16 protein-coding genes are annotated in these 16,927 nt (G+C 56.5%); all 16 read left to right on the top strand.

The window, feature by feature from the left end; all coding sequences use genetic code 11:
- The first annotated feature begins 9 nt into the window (after positions 1–9).
- The 16 genes from tssC to JNA92_RS14805 all read left to right on the top strand — a co-directional run bounded on the left by tssC (position 10) and on the right by JNA92_RS14805 (position 16,794).
- Entirely contained in the window at positions 10–1,500 is a 1,491-nt protein-coding gene (gene tssC / locus JNA92_RS14730) for a type VI secretion system contractile sheath large subunit (protein ID WP_241805373.1), read from the top strand.
- Positions 1,497–1,907: a type VI secretion system baseplate subunit TssE gene (gene tssE, locus JNA92_RS14735; RefSeq protein WP_241805374.1), complete on the top strand. Its 411-nt coding sequence runs from the start codon at positions 1,497–1,499 to the stop codon at positions 1,905–1,907. The genes tssC and tssE overlap by 4 nt, the downstream gene beginning before the upstream one ends.
- Before the next feature lie 3 nt (positions 1,908–1,910).
- Positions 1,911–3,677 carry a type VI secretion system baseplate subunit TssF gene (gene tssF / locus JNA92_RS14740; protein WP_241805375.1) on the top strand — a complete coding sequence of 589 codons (1,767 nt, stop codon included), beginning with the start codon at positions 1,911–1,913 and terminating at the stop codon, positions 3,675–3,677.
- A complete protein-coding gene (tssG, locus tag JNA92_RS14745; protein ID WP_241805376.1) occupies positions 3,641–4,657 on the top strand; it encodes a type VI secretion system baseplate subunit TssG in 1,017 nt (338 codons plus the stop codon). Before tssF ends, tssG begins: the two co-directional genes overlap by 37 nt.
- Positions 4,654–5,211 carry an FHA domain-containing protein gene (locus tag JNA92_RS14750; protein ID WP_241805377.1) on the top strand — a complete coding sequence of 186 codons (558 nt, stop codon included), beginning with the start codon at positions 4,654–4,656 and terminating at the stop codon, positions 5,209–5,211. The genes tssG and JNA92_RS14750 overlap by 4 nt, the downstream gene beginning before the upstream one ends.
- The gene (tssJ, locus tag JNA92_RS14755; RefSeq protein WP_241805378.1) at positions 5,208–6,002 is read left to right on the top strand and encodes a type VI secretion system lipoprotein TssJ; all 795 of its coding nucleotides are present in this window, start codon (positions 5,208–5,210) and stop codon (positions 6,000–6,002) included. The genes JNA92_RS14750 and tssJ overlap by 4 nt, the downstream gene beginning before the upstream one ends.
- 52 nt (positions 6,003–6,054) lie before the next feature.
- The gene (gene tssK / locus JNA92_RS14760; protein WP_241805379.1) at positions 6,055–7,392 is read left to right on the top strand and encodes a type VI secretion system baseplate subunit TssK; all 1,338 of its coding nucleotides are present in this window, start codon (positions 6,055–6,057) and stop codon (positions 7,390–7,392) included.
- A gap of 1 nt (position 7,393) precedes the next feature.
- Positions 7,394–8,242 (top strand): type IVB secretion system protein IcmH/DotU, encoded by an 849-nt coding sequence (gene icmH / locus JNA92_RS14765; protein WP_241805380.1) that lies wholly within the window; start codon positions 7,394–7,396, stop codon positions 8,240–8,242.
- Between the two features lie 134 nt (positions 8,243–8,376).
- Complete coding sequence (locus JNA92_RS14770) at positions 8,377–8,892, top strand: Hcp family type VI secretion system effector (protein WP_241805381.1); 516 nt, start codon at positions 8,377–8,379, stop codon at positions 8,890–8,892.
- A gap of 73 nt (positions 8,893–8,965) precedes the next feature.
- The gene (locus tag JNA92_RS14775; protein ID WP_241805382.1) at positions 8,966–11,032 is read left to right on the top strand and encodes a type VI secretion system Vgr family protein; all 2,067 of its coding nucleotides are present in this window, start codon (positions 8,966–8,968) and stop codon (positions 11,030–11,032) included.
- A 14-nt stretch (positions 11,033–11,046) separates the two neighbouring features.
- On the top strand, positions 11,047–12,402 hold the full coding sequence (locus tag JNA92_RS14780; RefSeq protein WP_241805383.1) for a DUF2169 family type VI secretion system accessory protein: 1,356 nt from the start codon (positions 11,047–11,049) through the stop codon (positions 12,400–12,402).
- A gap of 1 nt (position 12,403) precedes the next feature.
- The gene (locus JNA92_RS14785; protein ID WP_241805384.1) at positions 12,404–12,760 is read left to right on the top strand and encodes a DUF4150 domain-containing protein; all 357 of its coding nucleotides are present in this window, start codon (positions 12,404–12,406) and stop codon (positions 12,758–12,760) included.
- 4 nt (positions 12,761–12,764) lie between these two features.
- Positions 12,765–14,096: a polymorphic toxin type 15 domain-containing protein gene (locus JNA92_RS14790; RefSeq protein WP_241805385.1), complete on the top strand. Its 1,332-nt coding sequence runs from the start codon at positions 12,765–12,767 to the stop codon at positions 14,094–14,096.
- A 3-nt stretch (positions 14,097–14,099) separates the two neighbouring features.
- Complete coding sequence (locus JNA92_RS14795) at positions 14,100–14,762, top strand: GAD-like domain-containing protein (RefSeq protein ID WP_241805386.1); 663 nt, start codon at positions 14,100–14,102, stop codon at positions 14,760–14,762.
- 279 nt (positions 14,763–15,041) lie between these two features.
- A complete protein-coding gene (locus JNA92_RS14800) occupies positions 15,042–15,584 on the top strand; it encodes a hypothetical protein (RefSeq protein WP_241805387.1) in 543 nt (180 codons plus the stop codon).
- Between the two features lie 217 nt (positions 15,585–15,801).
- Positions 15,802–16,794: an RHS repeat domain-containing protein gene (locus JNA92_RS14805; protein ID WP_241805388.1), complete on the top strand. Its 993-nt coding sequence runs from the start codon at positions 15,802–15,804 to the stop codon at positions 16,792–16,794.
- Positions 16,795–16,927: the final 133 nt, after the last annotated feature.

Here is a 16,927-nt window from a genome sequence, read left to right on the forward strand (position 1 = left end):
AGCGTCCCTATGCCAAAGCAAAACAACACGACTGTCGCGGTTGAAACAACGACCGAAACGCTGAGCAACGCCACCCTGCTCGACCAGATCATGGCAGAAACCAAATTGGTTCCCAGCCAAGAGGGTTATCAAGTCGCTCGCCAAGGCGTGTCTGCCTTTATTACCGAAATCCTTAAAAGTCATGACCCAGATCAACTCATCAACAAACACCGGGTCGATCAGATGATTGCGGAGCTGGATCGAGTACTCAGCAAGCAGATGGATGCCATCCTGCATGAACCCGAGTTCCAGCAACTTGAATCCGCCTGGCGAAGCCTCAAGCTTTTGGTCGACCGAACAGACTTTCGCGAGAACATCAAGCTTGAAGTTTTGCACGTCAGCAAAGGTGATCTGCTCGACGACTTCGAGAACTCAGCCGACATCACCTGCAGTGGCATCTACAAACATGTCTACACCGCAGGTTATGGCCAGTTTGGCGGTGAACCGATTGCCGCGATGGTCGGCAACTACAACTTCGGCCCCTCCTCTCCAGATATCAAACTGCTGAGTTACATGGCCTCGGTGGGCGCCATGGCACACGCCCCATTTCTCGCGGCGCCGTCTCCTGAGTTCTTCAATCTCAGCAGCTTCGAAGAGCTGCCAAACCTCAAGGAGGTCAAGGACATTTTCGCCGGCCCACGGCATGCCAAGTGGCGTGCCTTCCGTGAAAGCGAGGATGCCCGGCATGTTGGGCTGACCGGCCCACGCTTCATGCTCCGCTCGGCCTATCATCCGCAGGAAAATCCGGTCCAGAGCTATCACTACCGCGAGGACATCGACGGGCAGCACGACAACTACCTGTGGGGCAACTCCGCCTTTCTGCTGGCCAGTTGCATCAACGACAGCTTCGCCCGCTACCGCTGGTGCCCGAACATCATCGGCCCACAATCGGGTGGTGCAGTCGAGGACCTGCCGGTGCACCTCTATGAGTCCTTAGGCCAGCTTCAGGCCAAGATCCCTACCGAAGTGTTGATTTCCGACCGCAAGGAGTTCGAGCTGGCCGAAGAAGGCTTCATCGCCCTGACCATGCGCAAGGACAGCGACAACGCCGCGTTCTTCTCAGCCAACTCGGTGCAAAAACCAAAGAACTTCCCCAAGACCCCGGAAGGCCTGCGAGCGCAGACCAACTACAAGCTCGGCACCCAGCTGCCCTACCTGTTCATCGTCAACCGGCTGGCTCACTACATCAAGGTGCTGCAACGCGAACAGATCGGCAGCTGGAAAGAGCGCAAGGACCTTGAGTCCGAGCTGAACAAATGGATCAAGCAATACGTCGCCGACCAGGAAAACCCGTCTGCCGATGTGCGCAGCCGTCGCCCGTTACGTGCTGCAAAGGTCGAAGTTTCGGACGTTGCCGGTGAACCGGGTTGGTACCAGGTTTCTCTCGCCGTACGACCGCACTTCAAGTACATGGGAGCGAATTTCGAAATCTCCCTGGTTGGCCGGCTTGATACCCAATGAGTGGATTTTTCGATGATTTGGTGACGAACCCGTTCGCAGGCCGGGCGCTGTCCAGGCAAGAAAACGCTACCCAGAAGTTCGCCGCCATCAAGCGCCACCTCGAAACGTTGCTCAACGCTCGCCAGGGTTGCTCACAAAGCAGCCCTGAGCTGGGCCTGCATGACTTCAACCGGCACGACGCAAGCAGCGGCGACCTCCTGAAGCAAGTGAGCGCAGACATCCGCCGCACCATTGAGCGCTTCGAGCCGCGCGTGCACGTGCGAACGCTCAAGGCAGTACCCGATTGTCATGCCCCCTTGGAGCTGCATTTCCGGCTGGACTGCCACGTGCAGGTCAACAACCACACCGAGCAGCTGCAACTGGAGCTGCTGGTCAACGGCCATAACCGCCACACCCGCGTGAGGTGACCCATGTCACTCAAGGATCGATTCAGCGAAGAGTTGCGTTATCTCCATGAACTGGGGAACGATTTCGCTCAGGACAACCCACAACTTGCCCGGCTGCTCGGCAAGGGTGGTAGCGACCCGGATGTCGAACGCCTGATGGAAGCCTTTGCCTTCCTGACCGCCAAGCTGCGGTTGAAGCTGGAGGACGACCTGCCGGAGCTGACGCACCCGATGCTGCAGTTGCTTTGGCCCAACTACCTGCGGCCTCTGCCGAGCGCCACGATCATCCAGTTCACCCCACGCAAGCAAGCGCTCAGCCAGTCGCAGCGTATTCCCAAGGGCTCGCGGTTGTTCTCCAAACCCGTGGATGGCGTGCACTGCGAGTTTCGGACCTGTACGGCGGTGGACATCCATCCGTTCGAGATCGAAGCGGTGAGTGCTACGCAGACGCTCGACAGTTCGGTGGTTCGGCTCGACCTGCGAACCTTGGTCGATCGGCCGTTGAACACCTTGGGCTGCGCCAGTCTCGATTTTCATTTGAGCGGTGATACGCAAACGGCCCGCACCCTCTATCTGTGGATTGCTCACTACCTCAAACATGTCGCGGTGACAGTCGACGGCGAGGTCCGCCGGCTGCCGGCCAGCAGCATCGTCCTCCCAGGGTTCAGCCCGGATGAAGCCTTGCTGCCGTACCCACCGAACGTGTTCGACGGCTACCGGATTTTGCAGGAGTACTTCATCTTTCCCGAGCGTTTCCACTTTTTCAGCGTTGCCGGCCTGGAGAAGGTCTGGCCCGCTGAGGCGGCTCAGGAGGTCTGCCTTGAATTTCACTTCACCCGGCAGTTGCCTGATTCGCTGCGGGTCGGCAGGGCAGACTTCAGCCTGTTCTGCACCCCCGCGGTAAACCTGTTCAGCCACAGCGCCGAGCCCATCGACCTGTCCCAACGGTTCGCCCAGGCTGAGCTTACGCCCCGAGGTGAGGAGCGCCACGCGTATGAAATATTCAGCGTCGATCGGGTCATCAGCACCCGCACGACAACAGACGGCAGCGCCGGCGAACACCTGCGAACCTTCCGAGCCTTCGAGTCGTTCGCCCATGAAATCGAGCACGTGCAGGGGCGCACAGCGCTGTATTACCGCTACATCATGGAACCGTCCCTGCGGGACGATAGCGTCACCCACCGTATCGCATTCGTACGCGCAGACGCCAACGCCTACATCGGCGAACTGGAAACAGCCTCCATCGACCTGACCTGCACCAACCGAGATCTGCCGCGGGCGTTGGCGGTCAATGACATCAATGTGATTTCCGAGATCACGCCTCCCCTGGCCACCTACACCAACCTCTGTGCTCCAAGCCGCCCCTGTCGGCCGGTGCTGGACGGCCAGTTGCAATGGGCCCTGATCTCCAACATGTCGCTGAACTACCTGTCGCTGCTCTCGGCCGAGCCGTTGAAAGCGGTCATCAATGCCTACGACTTCGCCGCCCTGCATGACATCCAGCAAACCCGTTCCACCCGCAAACGCCTGGACGGCATCCAGGATGTGCACACAGCCCCCCTGGACTGGCTGATCAAGGGCCAGCCCATTCGCGGCCTGCGTACACGGCTGAAACTGGACCAAAGCGCATTCCTCTGCGAAGGCGACCTGTATCTGTTCGGTTGCGTGCTCGCGCACTTCTTCGCCCTGTACGCCAGCATCAATTCCTTCCACCAACTGGAAGTGATCAACACCACCAACAACGAGCACTACACATGGCCAATCCAGACCGGCAAGCAACCGCTGATCTAGCCGACAAACTGCTCGCCGAGGCGCACCAGTACAACTTCTTCCAGTTGCTGGAGCGCCTGCACGGTTTGCACGGGGACAACCTGGAACCACGCTGGCCCGAACCGGCCACACGGCGGCGCGTGCGGCTTGCGAGCGACCCGCGGCTGACCTTTCCGGTGGCCGACGTGTACAAGGCCGAACGCATGCCAGACGCAGGAGACCGCTATCGCGTGTGCACCACCTTCATGGGGTTGCACGGCACTGACTCGCCCTTGCCAACCTATTACTTGGAAGAAGTGTCGTACGAGCATGCCCACGGCATCGGTGTGCGGCCGGCCTTCTTCGACTTTTTCAATCACTACCTGCTGAGCCTGTTGTACCGCATCTGGCGCAAGTACCGCTATTACATCCGCTTCCAGCCGGGTGCTACCGATGGCTTCTCGCAGTACATCTTTGCCCTGCTCGGGTTGAACGACAAACAGCTGCGCGGCCACACCGCCCTGCCCTGGAGCCGGCTGCTCAGCTTCGCTGGGGTCATTGCCAGCCGCAGCCGTGCACCGGGTACCGTTGCCGGCATCATTGCCCACTGTTTCGACTTGCAGCAGGTGCAGATCCGCGAATTCGAAACGCGCTCGGTCCTCACTGAGGCCAAGCAGCTGGTACGCCTTGGCCGCAGCAACGGCGAGCTTGGCAACTCCTTCATGGTCGGCAGCCGCACGCGAACCCGCAGCAGCAAGTTCACCATCGTGATCAGCGAGCTGGACCAGGAACAGTTGCGTGACTTTTTGCCCAGCGGCCTCAATTTCAATCGCTTGCGTGCACTGATCGATTTCCTGTTGCGCGACGGGCTGGCCTATGACTTGGAGCTGCGGATAAAGCGCAACGCGCTGTCATCCTTCTGCCTGCACCGCAGCCAAGGCGCCTATCTGGGCTGGACCAGCTTTGTCGATGACCGCCACGGCCAGATCAGCCCTGTGGTGCGGTTCCGGGGGCGCTCATGAGCACATTGACCTTGAGCATCACCAACCTTGATCAGCTGCAACACAACGTCACCGCCCGCCATCAGTTCGACTGCGCGGGCGGCACCATCGGCAGCGCCGGGTGCACTTGGCTGATCAATGATCGTGAGCAGACCGTTGCACCGGTCCATTGCGAGATTCGCTGGATCGAGGGCAGCTTCTGCGTAATCGACCGCTGTCAGCGTACCTACCTGAATGACAGCCGCGAGAACTTGGGGCCACTCGCCCCCAGGCGTCTGGTTGAGGGTGACCAACTGGGGGTTGGTGCCTATCGCCTGCACGTTCAATTTTTACAGGCCGATTCACATTCCCTGGAGGAGCTGTTCAGTTCTAAACAGAACCTCCTTGACCGCTGGTTGCTAGAGGCCCCAGGCACCGCCTGGCAAACCGATTCAGGCGCCGCGCAGGTTGCCGCCGATATCTGCTCGGCCTTCGCGCCAGGTATCGGCAACGACCCCTTGACGGCGCTGGATACAGCGACAAGCCCTGCCAACGAGCCCCCGCTGGACCATTTGATTGCAGGAGATCGCCCATGATGCGTCATTCACTCGTGGCCGGCCTGCTGGTTGCGCTGCTCGGACTTTCGGGGTGCACCTCCCTGAGCAAAATCGGCCAAGTGGTGATGGACCCCTCGGTACCCGTCGGGCCACCCAATGAACACCCCACTCAAGTCGCGTTCAGCATCAATGCCAGCCCAACACTCAATGGCAATCCGCACAGCCTTGAAGTGGTATCCGAGTTGGAGCCTGTGATCGAGCCCAGCCCATATGCCGTTAGCCTGAGCGCCGGTGACCCTTACGTGCTGACCGAAAAAGTCGGGGCCTTGCATGAGTACCTGCAGGAACACTTCCCCGCCCTGTCGCCCGTCGACATGCCACTGGACGATGGCGACGATCCAGCGCGCTCCCCCCTGGAAGAAAGTACCCCCGGCAGCTACGAGGATCCGACCGTAGCCCTGACCTTGCCTCGCACCACCACCGTGGCTGCCGAGCCCATCGCTACGCCCATGGCCATCAAAATCCTGCAACTTCGCGACGACTCGCTCATCCGCAACAGCGTGTACGAACTGCTGGACAAGGACCCTGCCAAGGCGCTGCGAAGCACCTACATACGCGATGACGATTACTTGCTGCGCCCTGGCCAGTTCAAGTTCATCCCCTTTACGCCCATCGAGCCGGAGACACGCTTCGTTGCGGTGATCGCCGACTACCGGAACCAGGAAAACGCCACCTGGAGCCAGGTACTGCGCATTGCGCCCCGCGGCCACCAGATCATCTTGTCGGTATTGCTCAACGACACGCAGGTCCTGCTCAAGGAGGAGGACTGATGGTACCTGCAGCCGTGCATTTCTCGCTTACTCACGCTGACATGGAGCGCTCATGAGTTCACGTAACCCCGTCCTGTGGCCTGAGGGCCTGTTCGTCAAACCGCAGCATTTCCAACAGGCTTGCCGTGCCGCCGAAGCGGCGTTGCATCAACGTCTTGGTAGCCTGAACGCCGCCTTCTACGGCTTCAGCGAGCTGCAGTTGAACGATGAATACCTGAGCCTGGGCAAGGTCGCCATCACCCGTGCACGAGGCATCATGCCGGACGGCACAGTATTCGATATCCCCGCAGACCTGCCACCACCCCCACCGCTGGAAATCGAGGACGACGGCGCCAACGACAGCGAGATCTACCTGTGCCTGCCGCTGCGTACCGAAGGTGGCCGGGAGGTGAGCTGGCCCGACAATGCCGCCAACTTCCGTTACCGTGCCCACGCAGAGGAAATCAAGGACACCCACAGCGCCGACGGAGACTTGGTGCAAGTGGACCTGGCGGTGCCGAATCTACAGCTCAAACGCAAGGCCGAAGACAGCAGCGCTTATACACGGTTGGCTTTGGCCCGCATTCTGGAACGCCGCCCCGATGGCAGCCTGCAGCTGGATGAGGGGTTCTACCCCACCAGCGTTTCGGTGCGTGCGGTGCCAGCGCTGCAGCGTTTCCTTGAAGAAATCACCAACTCCCTTCGCGAACGTGCGCGCAGCCTGGCCGCCCGCATTGGCGCCTCAGGGCAGTCCGGTATCGCCGATATTCGCGACTTCAACCTATTGCAAGCCATGAACCGCTGGTGGCCGTGCTTCCAGCATCTGGCTCGGCAAGGGCAGACCCACCCCGAGCAGCTCTACCTGTGCATGAGCCAGGCCTGCGGTGAGTTCGTGACCTTTACCGACGAGAGCCGGCTGCCGCAGGAATATCCCGCCTATCACCATACCGCGCTACGCACCTCCTTCAAGCCGCTGGAAGAGACGCTACGCCGGGCACTGAGCACAGTCTTGCAACCACGCGCCGTTTCGCTGCCATTGGAGACGCTGGAGTACGGCGTTTTGACAGCCGCGTTGGAGGACCGCCGACTGATCGATGGGGCCACGTTCATCCTTGCAGTGCGCGCCGATCTGCCACCCCAGGCGTTGCGCCAGATGTTCATCCAGAAAGCCAAGATCACTTCACTCGAGGCACTGGAGGAGTTGGTGCAGTTGCAACTGCCCGGCATTCCCTTGAACACCTTGCCGGTGGCGCCTCGCGACCTGCCCTTCCATGCAGGCTTCAGCTACTTCGAACTGGATCGACGTGCCCCTGCCTGGGCGTGCATGAAAACAGCCAATGGGTTCGGGATTCATATTGCAGGGGACTTCCCTGGGCTAGAGCTGCAGTTCTGGGCGATTAGGAGTGAATGAGATGAAAAATGACACTCACAACAGTCAGGGTCACGATAAAAAGTTCTTCGGGGCGATAGAGAATGCTGATAGCGGGGCGAATACATCGCCTGCCGATCCTCAATCAGAACAACAGGCCCAGCCTGCTTCTGAAGGCTACCCCGCCGACCCGGAATTTCAACTGCGCGGTGGTTACGTAAACCTGATGCTGGACGCCGCCGCCCCCTTGTTTGGCCTGGTGATACGCCTGCGCACCTTGGATGCGTTGCCCAACATCCAGGAGGTGCACCAGCAGGTAAGCAACACGATCGTCAATATTCGCGAGGAGCTACGCCAGCACGGCTACGAGCCCGCTCAGTTGCTGGCGTACTCCTACGGCCTTTGCCTGTTCATTGATGAAGCGGTCATGGAAAGGCCCTGGGGTAAAAACAGTTGCTGGAGCCAGGAACCGCTGCTGAGCATCTTCCATGACGAAACCTGGGGTGGGGAGAAATTCTTCACCGTGCTGTCGCGCTTGATGCAGGAACCCAAGCGCTACCAGGACGTGTTGGAGTTCATGTACTTCGTGCTGTGCCTTGGCCTGAAGGGCAAATACGCCATCGCGCCGAAAGGCGAAGAGTCACTGAACGGGCTTATTCACCAGCTCCACGGGATCATCCGGGAACTGCGCGGCCCCGTGCCGGAATCGGTCTGCGACCCCTACACCAACGTGGCCCCACGCAACTTCCGCATGAACCGGCAATGGCCGTGGTGGAGCCCGTTAGTGATTTCCGCGATCGCCATGGCGGTGGCCTACGGCATCTACAGCTACCGGCTGCACTTGATAACCACCGAAGTGCTGGAGTCGCTCAACAGCATTTTGCAGCAGTGAACAGCCGACAACCGACGCAACTGAATTCAACGGATTGACGAGGCGATTTGCTTCGTTGACAAGCCCATCGTTCCCGATGGCCACGCCACCCGGAGTGCGCGTGCTTTTTCCACATGGACGCAGGAGAGACTGCCATGCCAACACCCGCCTACATCAAGATAACTGGTCAAACTCAAGGCAACATCACCGCCGGCGCCTTCACCGCTGACTCCGTCGGTAACGTTTTCCAAGAAGGCCATGAAGATGAAATTCTGGTTCAGGAAATCAAGCATGAAGTGACCACGCCCACCAATCCACAGAATGGTCAACCCAGCGGGCAACGCGTACATAAGCCACTTATGTTCACAAGTTCGCTCAACAAGGCCACGCCGCTCATGTATGCAGCGCTGGTCACAGGTGAAAGGCTGCCGACCGTTGAAATCAATTGGTACCGCACCTCTATGGAAGGCAAACAAGAGCACTTCTTCAGCACCACGCTCATAGACGCAACCATTGTCAGCATCAACACCGTCCTCCCCCACGCTGAAAACAAGGTGAACGAGAACTACACGCAACTGGTCGAGGTTGCGATGACTTATCGGAAGATCGTCTGGGATCACACCGTAGCGGGTACCAGTGGCTCTGATGATTGGCGAGCACCCGTCGCCTGATATTCATGAATGCTCCGGGCGGGTTCACCTGCCCGGGCTTTGTGTCACCTCAGACGGCGGACAAGGATTGCTTATGCCTAGCCAATCTGACTTGCGTTACAGCTTCCAGCCTCTAATTGGCAAAGCTGAATTCGAAGTGGTGTCGTTCGAGCTTCGAGAAGGGATCAGCATCCCCTTCGAGTTGGACCTGAAATTGGTCAGTTTCGAAAACGATATCGACTTTGGCCACCTGCTCGACCAACCCGTGCTCTTCACCATCTGGGAAGGCGAACGCCCAGTGCGCTACGTGCACGGCCTGGTCAGCCGTTTCAGCCAGGCGGAAAGTGGCTTCTATCGCACCTACTATGACGCACTGATCGAGCCCCAGCTGGCCCGTGCCAACCTGCGTTCGAACTGGCGCATCTTCCAGCAGAAGACCGTGCCGCAGATTCTTGAATTGATGCTCCAGCGCCAGGGCATCAACCAATACCAAGTGCGCGCCAGCATGGACCATCAGGTCCGCGAATTCTGCGTCCAGGCCGGTGAGACGGACTTGGCGTTCATCGCCCGCCTGGCGGCCGAAGAGGGCTTCGTCTACCGCTTCGCGCACAGTGAAAAGCTGCACAAACTGATCATCACCGATCGGCTGCAGTCCCTGGGCCAGATCAGCCATGGCGCCATCAAAACCGACGATGAAGATGAAGGGTTCTACGATGACGACGAGCCTATAGACCCTAACCGCGTGCTGTACCACACCAACAGCGGTGGTGACCAAACCAAACCCTGCCTGCGCCGCTTGCGCTACAGCGAGCAGGTGCGTACTGCCCGCCAAGTGCAGCGCGACTACACCTTTACCAACCCGGCCTACCGCCAGGAGCACAGAGCCGCCGGGCCCTTCCTGGAGCATCAGTCCAGAGAGTACGAATACTTCGATTACCCAGGCCGCTATAAACGCGATGCCGTGGGCAAACCGTTCACTGAAAACCGCATCACTGCGCTGCGCCATGATGTCCGTATTGCCGAGGTCCAGGGCGATGACGTGCGCCTGCAACCGGGCCTCAGTTTCACCCTGACCGGTCACCCACGTGACGACCTCAATACGCATTGGCGGGTGAACACCGTTATCCATAAAGGCCACCAGTTCACCAGCCTGCAGGAAGAAGCCGCCGGCGCCGATGCAAGCACGCGCTACGAGCAGACCGCAGTGCTGGTCCCCGGCAGAACCGAGTGGCGCCCTGCCCCATTGGCAAAACCGCGAATCGACGGGCCGCACATGGCGACCGTCGTCGGCCCACCGGGCGAAGAAATCTACTGCGATCAATGGGGCCGGGTAAAAGTCAGTTTCCCCTGGGACCGCGAAAGCCAGAACAACGAGTTCAGTTCGTGCTGGCTGCGAGTATCTCAAGGCTGGGCGGGTGGCAGTTGGGGCTCGATGGCCATCCCTCGGATCGGCCAGGACGTGATCGTGCAGTACGTCAACGGTGACCCCGACCAGCCGATGATCACCGGGCGCACCTACTGCGGTGATCAGCTGCCGCCTTATGACCTGCCCGATCACAAGACGCGGATGACCATCAAGAGCCAGACACATAAGGGCGATGGTTTCAATGAGCTGCGTTTCGAGGATGAACTGGGCCGGCAGGAGGTATTCATCCATGCCGAAAAGGACCAGAACAACGTCGTCAAAAACAACGAGACCACCTTCGTCGGCAATGACCGCAGCGAACGCGTGGACCACAACGAAACCCTCTCCATTGGTGACCACCGCACTGAAGACGTTGGCAAGAACGAAACAATCAGCATCGGCGCCAACCGCAGCGTGACCATCGGCGCCAACAAGACTGAAACCATCAGTCTCGCCAAGGCGGAAACCATCGGTTTGGCCAAGGCCCTGACCATCGGGGCGGGCTACCAAGTGAGTGTCGGTGCGGGCATGAACACGACAGTTGGGCTCAGCCAGAGCGAACAGGTGGGGATACATAAGTCGGTGATAGTCGGCAACACGTTCAACATCACCGCTGGTGACGAACTGAGCATCACCGTGGGTAAGTCCACGCTAGTGATGAAGTCCGACGGCACCGTGCTGATCAACGGCAGCAACTTTGACTTCAGTGCCACAGGGCCTGTGCAAATCAACGGCAAGGATGTCGATATCAACTGAAGGGGTAACCCAAGATGAAGTTTCGCAACCTGACGCCCTTTGACGTCATGTGCTTCAGTGCGCTCGCGCCTGACGGCCAGGAACATCCGGTCATCGCAATGAAGGTTGGCTATCGCCTTGAACCGGTTGAAGATCAGGCAGGCCGGTATCGCGCTATCGTCATCGATAAAGACCCGCTACCGCTATGTAAAGCCGACACCTACTATGGCGAACCCGGTATCGGCTCTGTGCTCGAGGAAAGCGACCTAGCGCCCTTCAAACCCCGCTGCGATGTCATCGTAGTCGGCCACTCACATGCGCCTGCAGGTCGTCCGGCACACACTTGGGAGGCTGGGATACGCGTCACATCCACCCGCCCCAACATCGAGCTCTCTGATCCAGCGCCGCCAAAGCGTGCACCGGGTGTTCGCCTCACCGCCGCCGAATTGCAAGAGCATCAGGCCAACATCTTGGACGTGCGGCGACGTAATAGAGAACAGCGCACGCCGCAGCTGTTATTGGACAAAACACTTCGCTTCACCGGCCCGCGTGAGTTTCGCCATGGGCTACTGGGATGGCATTTGTCCGAACCAGAACTCGCCACCCGCGTTCCACTGCGCTGGGAATGGGCTTTTGGGGGGGCGAGCCAAATCGCCAACCCACAATTTGGGCGCGCACCCGATGCTCCCGAGTTTCTTCTCAACGAAGTCTGCTTTAGCAACCCATTAGGCCGGGGATGGCTAGAGCACCACCATGGAAAGCTGCATTACGAGCTGACGGGCGACTTCCTTGAGCGCTTGCCGGCCGCCCAAATAGAACATCTGGACGATCCCATTGAACGCCTCGTTCGCACACGGCACCCGGCGGGCCCGCTGGATGCATCAGCTATGGCCGATGTGGCAAATGGGTATGGCTACACGCCCGCAGGCTTTGGCGTCGTCGGCCGCGCCTGGTCACCACGTCTGGCTCTCGCCGGCACCTATGATCAAACCTGGCAAGACAACCACTGGCCGGGTCTGCCGCAAGACTTCGACTTCGCTTACTGGAACGGTGCCCCCTCCGATCAACAGATCCCTCACCCAGCGCCCAACGCGCGCATCACGCTGTTCAATCTGACCGATCCATCATTGAGCGCTGACGGACGCTGTGACATCCAGTTACCTGGGCACAGACCTTTCGTACTCATGCGTATGACCAACGGTGTGATGCTCCCGCTGCCCATGCTCACCGACACGCTACGCATCGATACCGATGCCATGACGCTGTCAATGACCCACCGCATCAGCCTGCCCGGATCGCTCGATATACGTGTGCTCGAAGCACGGTTTGAGAGCAACCCTGACGCTCCGATCATCCGGCGGGCAAAACGCGGCAATAGGGAGCAGGTGTGACATGGCCGACAACGTAATGGCCCGCCAACAAGGCAAATGGACAGTCGTCAGCATCGCGCCCGATGTTTGCAAAACGCCCATGGGTAGCAGCATTCCACCCGTGCCCTACCCCGTTACCGCAGAGCTCGATACCAGCACCGGGGTTGCCCAGAGCGTACGCGCCAATGGCCATCCGGTTGTGATCTACAAACGTAGCTTTACACCCAATACCATCGGCGACGCAGCCGGCAAGGCGAAAGGTATAAAGAGCGGCACTGTAGAGGGCAAGTGTCACCCACTGGAGCACAGCAGTTCCGTGCGTGCCGAGGGGCGTCATTTGGTTCGTCATGGCGACTTGTTCTGGATGAATGGGAGCTGATGCCATGACGGATCAGCCCGTGCAACTGGACACGCTTCATGTCCAGGTCCAGGAGGTAGCACTACGCAAGCTGCCAGGCGGCCCAGACAGGATGTTCATACAGACTGACGGCACCAGTAAGGTGTTGGTCGACTTTGCAGATGGGGTCAGCGAATGGGGCGAGGCCCTTCAGCTTGACGAAGAACGATATGAAGCACTGCGCAAGGAGGCATTTCAGAGAGAACTTGCTGACCTGCAGGACATACCCACCTACACTGAACTCTACCCTCCCGCAGGCCGCGGTGGCGCTATCACCTCGCCCAATGGCAACACGCTGGGGCGCGTGAACGGTGAAACGCCTGCAATGGGTAAGGCTGCGAACGACGCCAATGCTGAGGTGGAAAGCGAGACGCCCGCGGAAGGGGTAACGGGCGAACAGGTGCTGGACGGTATTCAGTTAGGGCTGGATATTGTTGGCTTGATTCCGGTGGTGGGCGAGATCGCCGATGTCGCTAACGCCGGCATCAGCCTATCGCGCGGGGACTATGCGGGTGCCGCATTGTCGCTGCTTTCGGCTATTCCCTTTGCGGGTTACACAGGCACGGCAGGAAAAATAAGAAGACATGGCGCCAAGGCAGTGGTGGAGGCGTCGGTCAAGACTTCCAAGGAGGCTGTTGAGCGAACGGCGAGAGGAGCAGCGCAGAAGCGAGCCAGGGAGGCACCTGCACGTAAACAGGCGTCAGGCGGAAAGGTACGGCCGAAGAAACTGCAAAAGAAAAAACCAGACTGTTTCGATCCTCGGCAGTCAGACGCCTACAAGAAGATGAGCGAGGCAGACAAGAAAGGGTATCTCAAAGAGTATGCTCGCCAGATCAAACGGCAGGAGGATTCAATTAACAGCATGTCGGCAAAAGAATTCTCTGATGCAAGGAGAATATTCAACGAAACCAAGCAAAAAACTGGAAATTCCGGCCGGAATCCTTTAGCAGAAAAAGCGCAGCGCGATTACCGAAGTGACAGACGTAAAGAAATCGAAAAGAGCATATACGAAAGCAAAAGAAACAAGGGCTTAGAGCCTAAAGTGGCGAAAGCTGAAGCTAAAAAAGAGAGCGGCGCTATCATGGAAAGACTAGCCGCTCTACACGAGCCCGATATGATCGCGGGAGGTTGGGCCAAACCTGACCCCAAAGGGTTAGGAGACAAACGTATAAACAGCGCTATTGGTGGAAGTTGGGGACATAAGGCAAGAATTGAGACAATCGAACGCGCGGCAGAAAGAGCCATAAAGCAGGGCAAAGGTATGGACAGTATGAATGTAGAGCTAACCATTTGCCCTCCAGACAAAAGAAGGAAATAATTTATGCGAGATTTAGATTTTGCTGAGTTCATCGAGTGCTTTGGAGAAGCCATTCAACAAACCCACGTTCCAGAAGCAAGCATTGCGAAATGGAAGGATACACTTCCTCCTCTATTAATCCAATACTGGCAAGATGAGGGGTGGGCAGGATATGGAAACGGAATTTTTTGGACTGTTAACCCTGACGATTACGAACATCTTAAAGACGTCTGGCTGAAAGATACACCGATGGAATTTCTTGATAGATTCCACGTCATAGCCAGAAGCGCTTTCGGAAACCTATACTTATGCGGCGAAAAAACCGGGCATAGTGCATCAGTTATCTGTAACAACAATGAGATACTTGCATTAAAAAGCCGCCTAAAACCTAAAGAGCTGGCAAATCAAAACATGACGATACAATCACTATTTGGAACCAGCGAACCCGACGACTATGATAACACCGATTCAAACGGCAAACCTTTATTTGAGCGCGCACTTAAGAAATACGGCCCACTTGCCGTCGACGAAATGTACGGCTTCGAACACGCCCTTGTGGCAGGAGGGAAGCCCAGCTTGGAAAATCTTCGTAAAGTAAAGCTCGACCCTCACTTGCTAATTCTACGTGATCTCGACACTCCGAAACTACCCCTCTCCAATACAGACCTAGAAAAACTGATGAAATAATCCAACTTTATTCGATAGGAATATCCCTATGAAACGACCATTAGACGAAATAAGGATCAGACAGCATAGACATCGCATCAGCACAGGAAGTAGAACCTGAACTAAAATCAAACCACACACAGCTATCATTACAGCCTTGTTTTACCATTGAGACCACGGGCAATCTAACTACATTTAATGTAAGCGGCCGGGGAAAAACCTACCGACCCCTTGTATTCCAGGCATACAGCATTCAAACAATGCTTAGCCTTTAAGCATCTTAGGAAGTCAGGATTAAGAATGTTACTCACCATGGAACAAATTGAGTCTGAACTCAGAACGAAGTTTGAGCCTTTCGGCAGCGACATGAATGACCTTATCCTTAAACGCCGCACATCGCCCCGCAAAAATATAAACATACTGGAAAACTCGATCAGCGCAAAGATCCCAAGCGATTTTTTGATGTTCATCCAAGAGTACGACATGAACAATTTTACGCTTGGACCTATATCATTCGGCACACAAAAAGATTATATTGAGCAACTCATAGAAATCAATACAGATAATGAATTTAGTCGCTGGTGGACAGGAAATCTAAGACCAAGTAACACCATTGCCATTGCAACCTCCGACCCTTATACAATATTGCTAAATACGGAAAATGGGAAAATTTCTGCTATCACTAGCGAATCAAAAATGTCTGACTGGAAAACAATCGCCTGTAATTTTGAAGCATTTGCAAGAGGAGTCGGAACTATTTTCCTAAAACAAGGAAACGCTTCAGAAATAATACCTGCGGTACACGCAGAGAACGGTGAGTTCTGGGAAGAGCTTTTATCATGAATAGGTGCCGTCCGCAGTAATACCTGAACATCTGCGACGAACCTATCTTGCAATCAGCTGTATACGCGTCTCGTCGCTTGGGCGACGGTAGCCATAACACCGTCATCGGGCGGCACTTATTGCACCTGCTCGACCAGAAGCGTGGGCATCCTCTGCCGCCCCCAACAACGGCCAAAGCCCAGCCAGGAATTGGGAGTCATGAGCCACTGGGGCAGTGATGGAGACGAGTACCGGTTCGAGTACAACCTGGAAGCCGGTGAAACCCTCGTCACGGACAATCTCGGCCGCCTTGATCACTACTTCTGGGGCCCATTGTAAGACGGTCTATAAACACATCGATCCGCTCGGCAACTGTTGGCAAGAAGATACTTTGGCCGGCCAACTGCTGAATAGCATCGACCCACTAGGAGGCGAATGGCGCTACAGCTACGATGATATCGGCCGCCTGATTGGACCCGAGATCCCCTCGGTCGCAACGAGCACATCAAATATTTGCGACACTGGGCATTGCCGGTCCGGGTCACGGATACAGCCGGGCGAACTCAGCAGTACGGCTAACATTCAACCACTGGCAAAACATGGCTTCAGAAATTTTAGCAAAGATTCAGCGATCCTAGAAACGTTAGAAATGGTGGAGCAGTCCCTGATACTAGACTTAGCAATCGCCCAACACATTGTGGATAGACGTATGAAAAACATCATAATGAAATTATGGGAACAGGAGCTACTTCCAATAAAGGATGCCATCTACTTCTCCAGCGGAGAGGCTTGCTCGTGTAAAATTGCCACTTACCCATCGCCCAGTATAAAAATCGGAGAAAAATTCAGCCTGGAAGACTTTCATGCAACACATAAATGCGATGTTTGCCACATTGATATTCTCAAGGAAATCCCGCTTACTAATGGAGGCTATTGCTGCGTAGGTGAGGGAAGCTACGGACCCGAAGGATTTATTGCTTACTTGGACAAAGAAAAAGAACTTATCTGGGTAATTTATTCAGAGTCATCAAACCCTTTCATAGACGTCACCCAAGTCAACGACAAAACAATAAGCACTAGATCCACCACAGACATTAAAATTACCATTGACCTGGAAAACCCCCAAACCCTTGATTTTATTCAACAGCGATGCGACCAAGAAGGCGGGCTTACTCCTCTGCAAAAGAAACATTTGAAATACATAAAGCAAGAGCCACAGTGGTTTATCTAGTAGCTCGTAAATCCGGACAGAGAAATGACAAGCCTGACTCCATTTTTCGCATGGTCGGGCGCTGCAAAAAACACAATGGCGACAACGATAAAAATCTAACTAGTAACTTCTTTACCTATTTCGTCCAAATTCG

The sequence above is a fragment of the Pseudomonas putida genome (assembly GCF_022627325.1).
Taxonomy (GTDB): Bacteria; Pseudomonadota; Gammaproteobacteria; order Pseudomonadales; family Pseudomonadaceae; genus Aquipseudomonas; species Aquipseudomonas putida_X.

What these genes read in the sequence shown, in the direction of transcription:
- JNA92_RS14805 (WP_241805388.1), top strand. Translation starts at nt 15,802, where the DNA reads ATGGAGACGAGTACCGGTTCGAGTACAACCTGGAAGCCGGTGAAACCC.
- tssE (WP_241805374.1), top strand. Translation starts at nt 1,497, where the DNA reads ATGAGTGGATTTTTCGATGATTTGGTGACGAACCCGTTCGCAGGCCGG.
- tssJ (WP_241805378.1), top strand. Translation starts at nt 5,208, where the DNA reads ATGATGCGTCATTCACTCGTGGCCGGCCTGCTGGTTGCGCTGCTCGGA.
- JNA92_RS14790 (WP_241805385.1), top strand. Translation starts at nt 12,765, where the DNA reads ATGACGGATCAGCCCGTGCAACTGGACACGCTTCATGTCCAGGTCCAG.
- JNA92_RS14750 (WP_241805377.1), top strand. Translation starts at nt 4,654, where the DNA reads ATGAGCACATTGACCTTGAGCATCACCAACCTTGATCAGCTGCAACAC.
- JNA92_RS14800 (WP_241805387.1), top strand. Translation starts at nt 15,042, where the DNA reads ATGTTACTCACCATGGAACAAATTGAGTCTGAACTCAGAACGAAGTTT.
- tssG (WP_241805376.1), top strand. Translation starts at nt 3,641, where the DNA reads ATGGCCAATCCAGACCGGCAAGCAACCGCTGATCTAGCCGACAAACTG.
- JNA92_RS14780 (WP_241805383.1), top strand. Translation starts at nt 11,047, where the DNA reads ATGAAGTTTCGCAACCTGACGCCCTTTGACGTCATGTGCTTCAGTGCG.
- JNA92_RS14795 (WP_241805386.1), top strand. Translation starts at nt 14,100, where the DNA reads ATGCGAGATTTAGATTTTGCTGAGTTCATCGAGTGCTTTGGAGAAGCC.
- JNA92_RS14775 (WP_241805382.1), top strand. Translation starts at nt 8,966, where the DNA reads ATGCCTAGCCAATCTGACTTGCGTTACAGCTTCCAGCCTCTAATTGGC.
- tssF (WP_241805375.1), top strand. Translation starts at nt 1,911, where the DNA reads ATGTCACTCAAGGATCGATTCAGCGAAGAGTTGCGTTATCTCCATGAA.
- icmH (WP_241805380.1), top strand. Translation starts at nt 7,394, where the DNA reads ATGAAAAATGACACTCACAACAGTCAGGGTCACGATAAAAAGTTCTTC.
- tssK (WP_241805379.1), top strand. Translation starts at nt 6,055, where the DNA reads ATGAGTTCACGTAACCCCGTCCTGTGGCCTGAGGGCCTGTTCGTCAAA.
- JNA92_RS14785 (WP_241805384.1), top strand. Translation starts at nt 12,404, where the DNA reads ATGGCCGACAACGTAATGGCCCGCCAACAAGGCAAATGGACAGTCGTC.
- JNA92_RS14770 (WP_241805381.1), top strand. Translation starts at nt 8,377, where the DNA reads ATGCCAACACCCGCCTACATCAAGATAACTGGTCAAACTCAAGGCAAC.
- tssC (WP_241805373.1), top strand. Translation starts at nt 10, where the DNA reads ATGCCAAAGCAAAACAACACGACTGTCGCGGTTGAAACAACGACCGAA.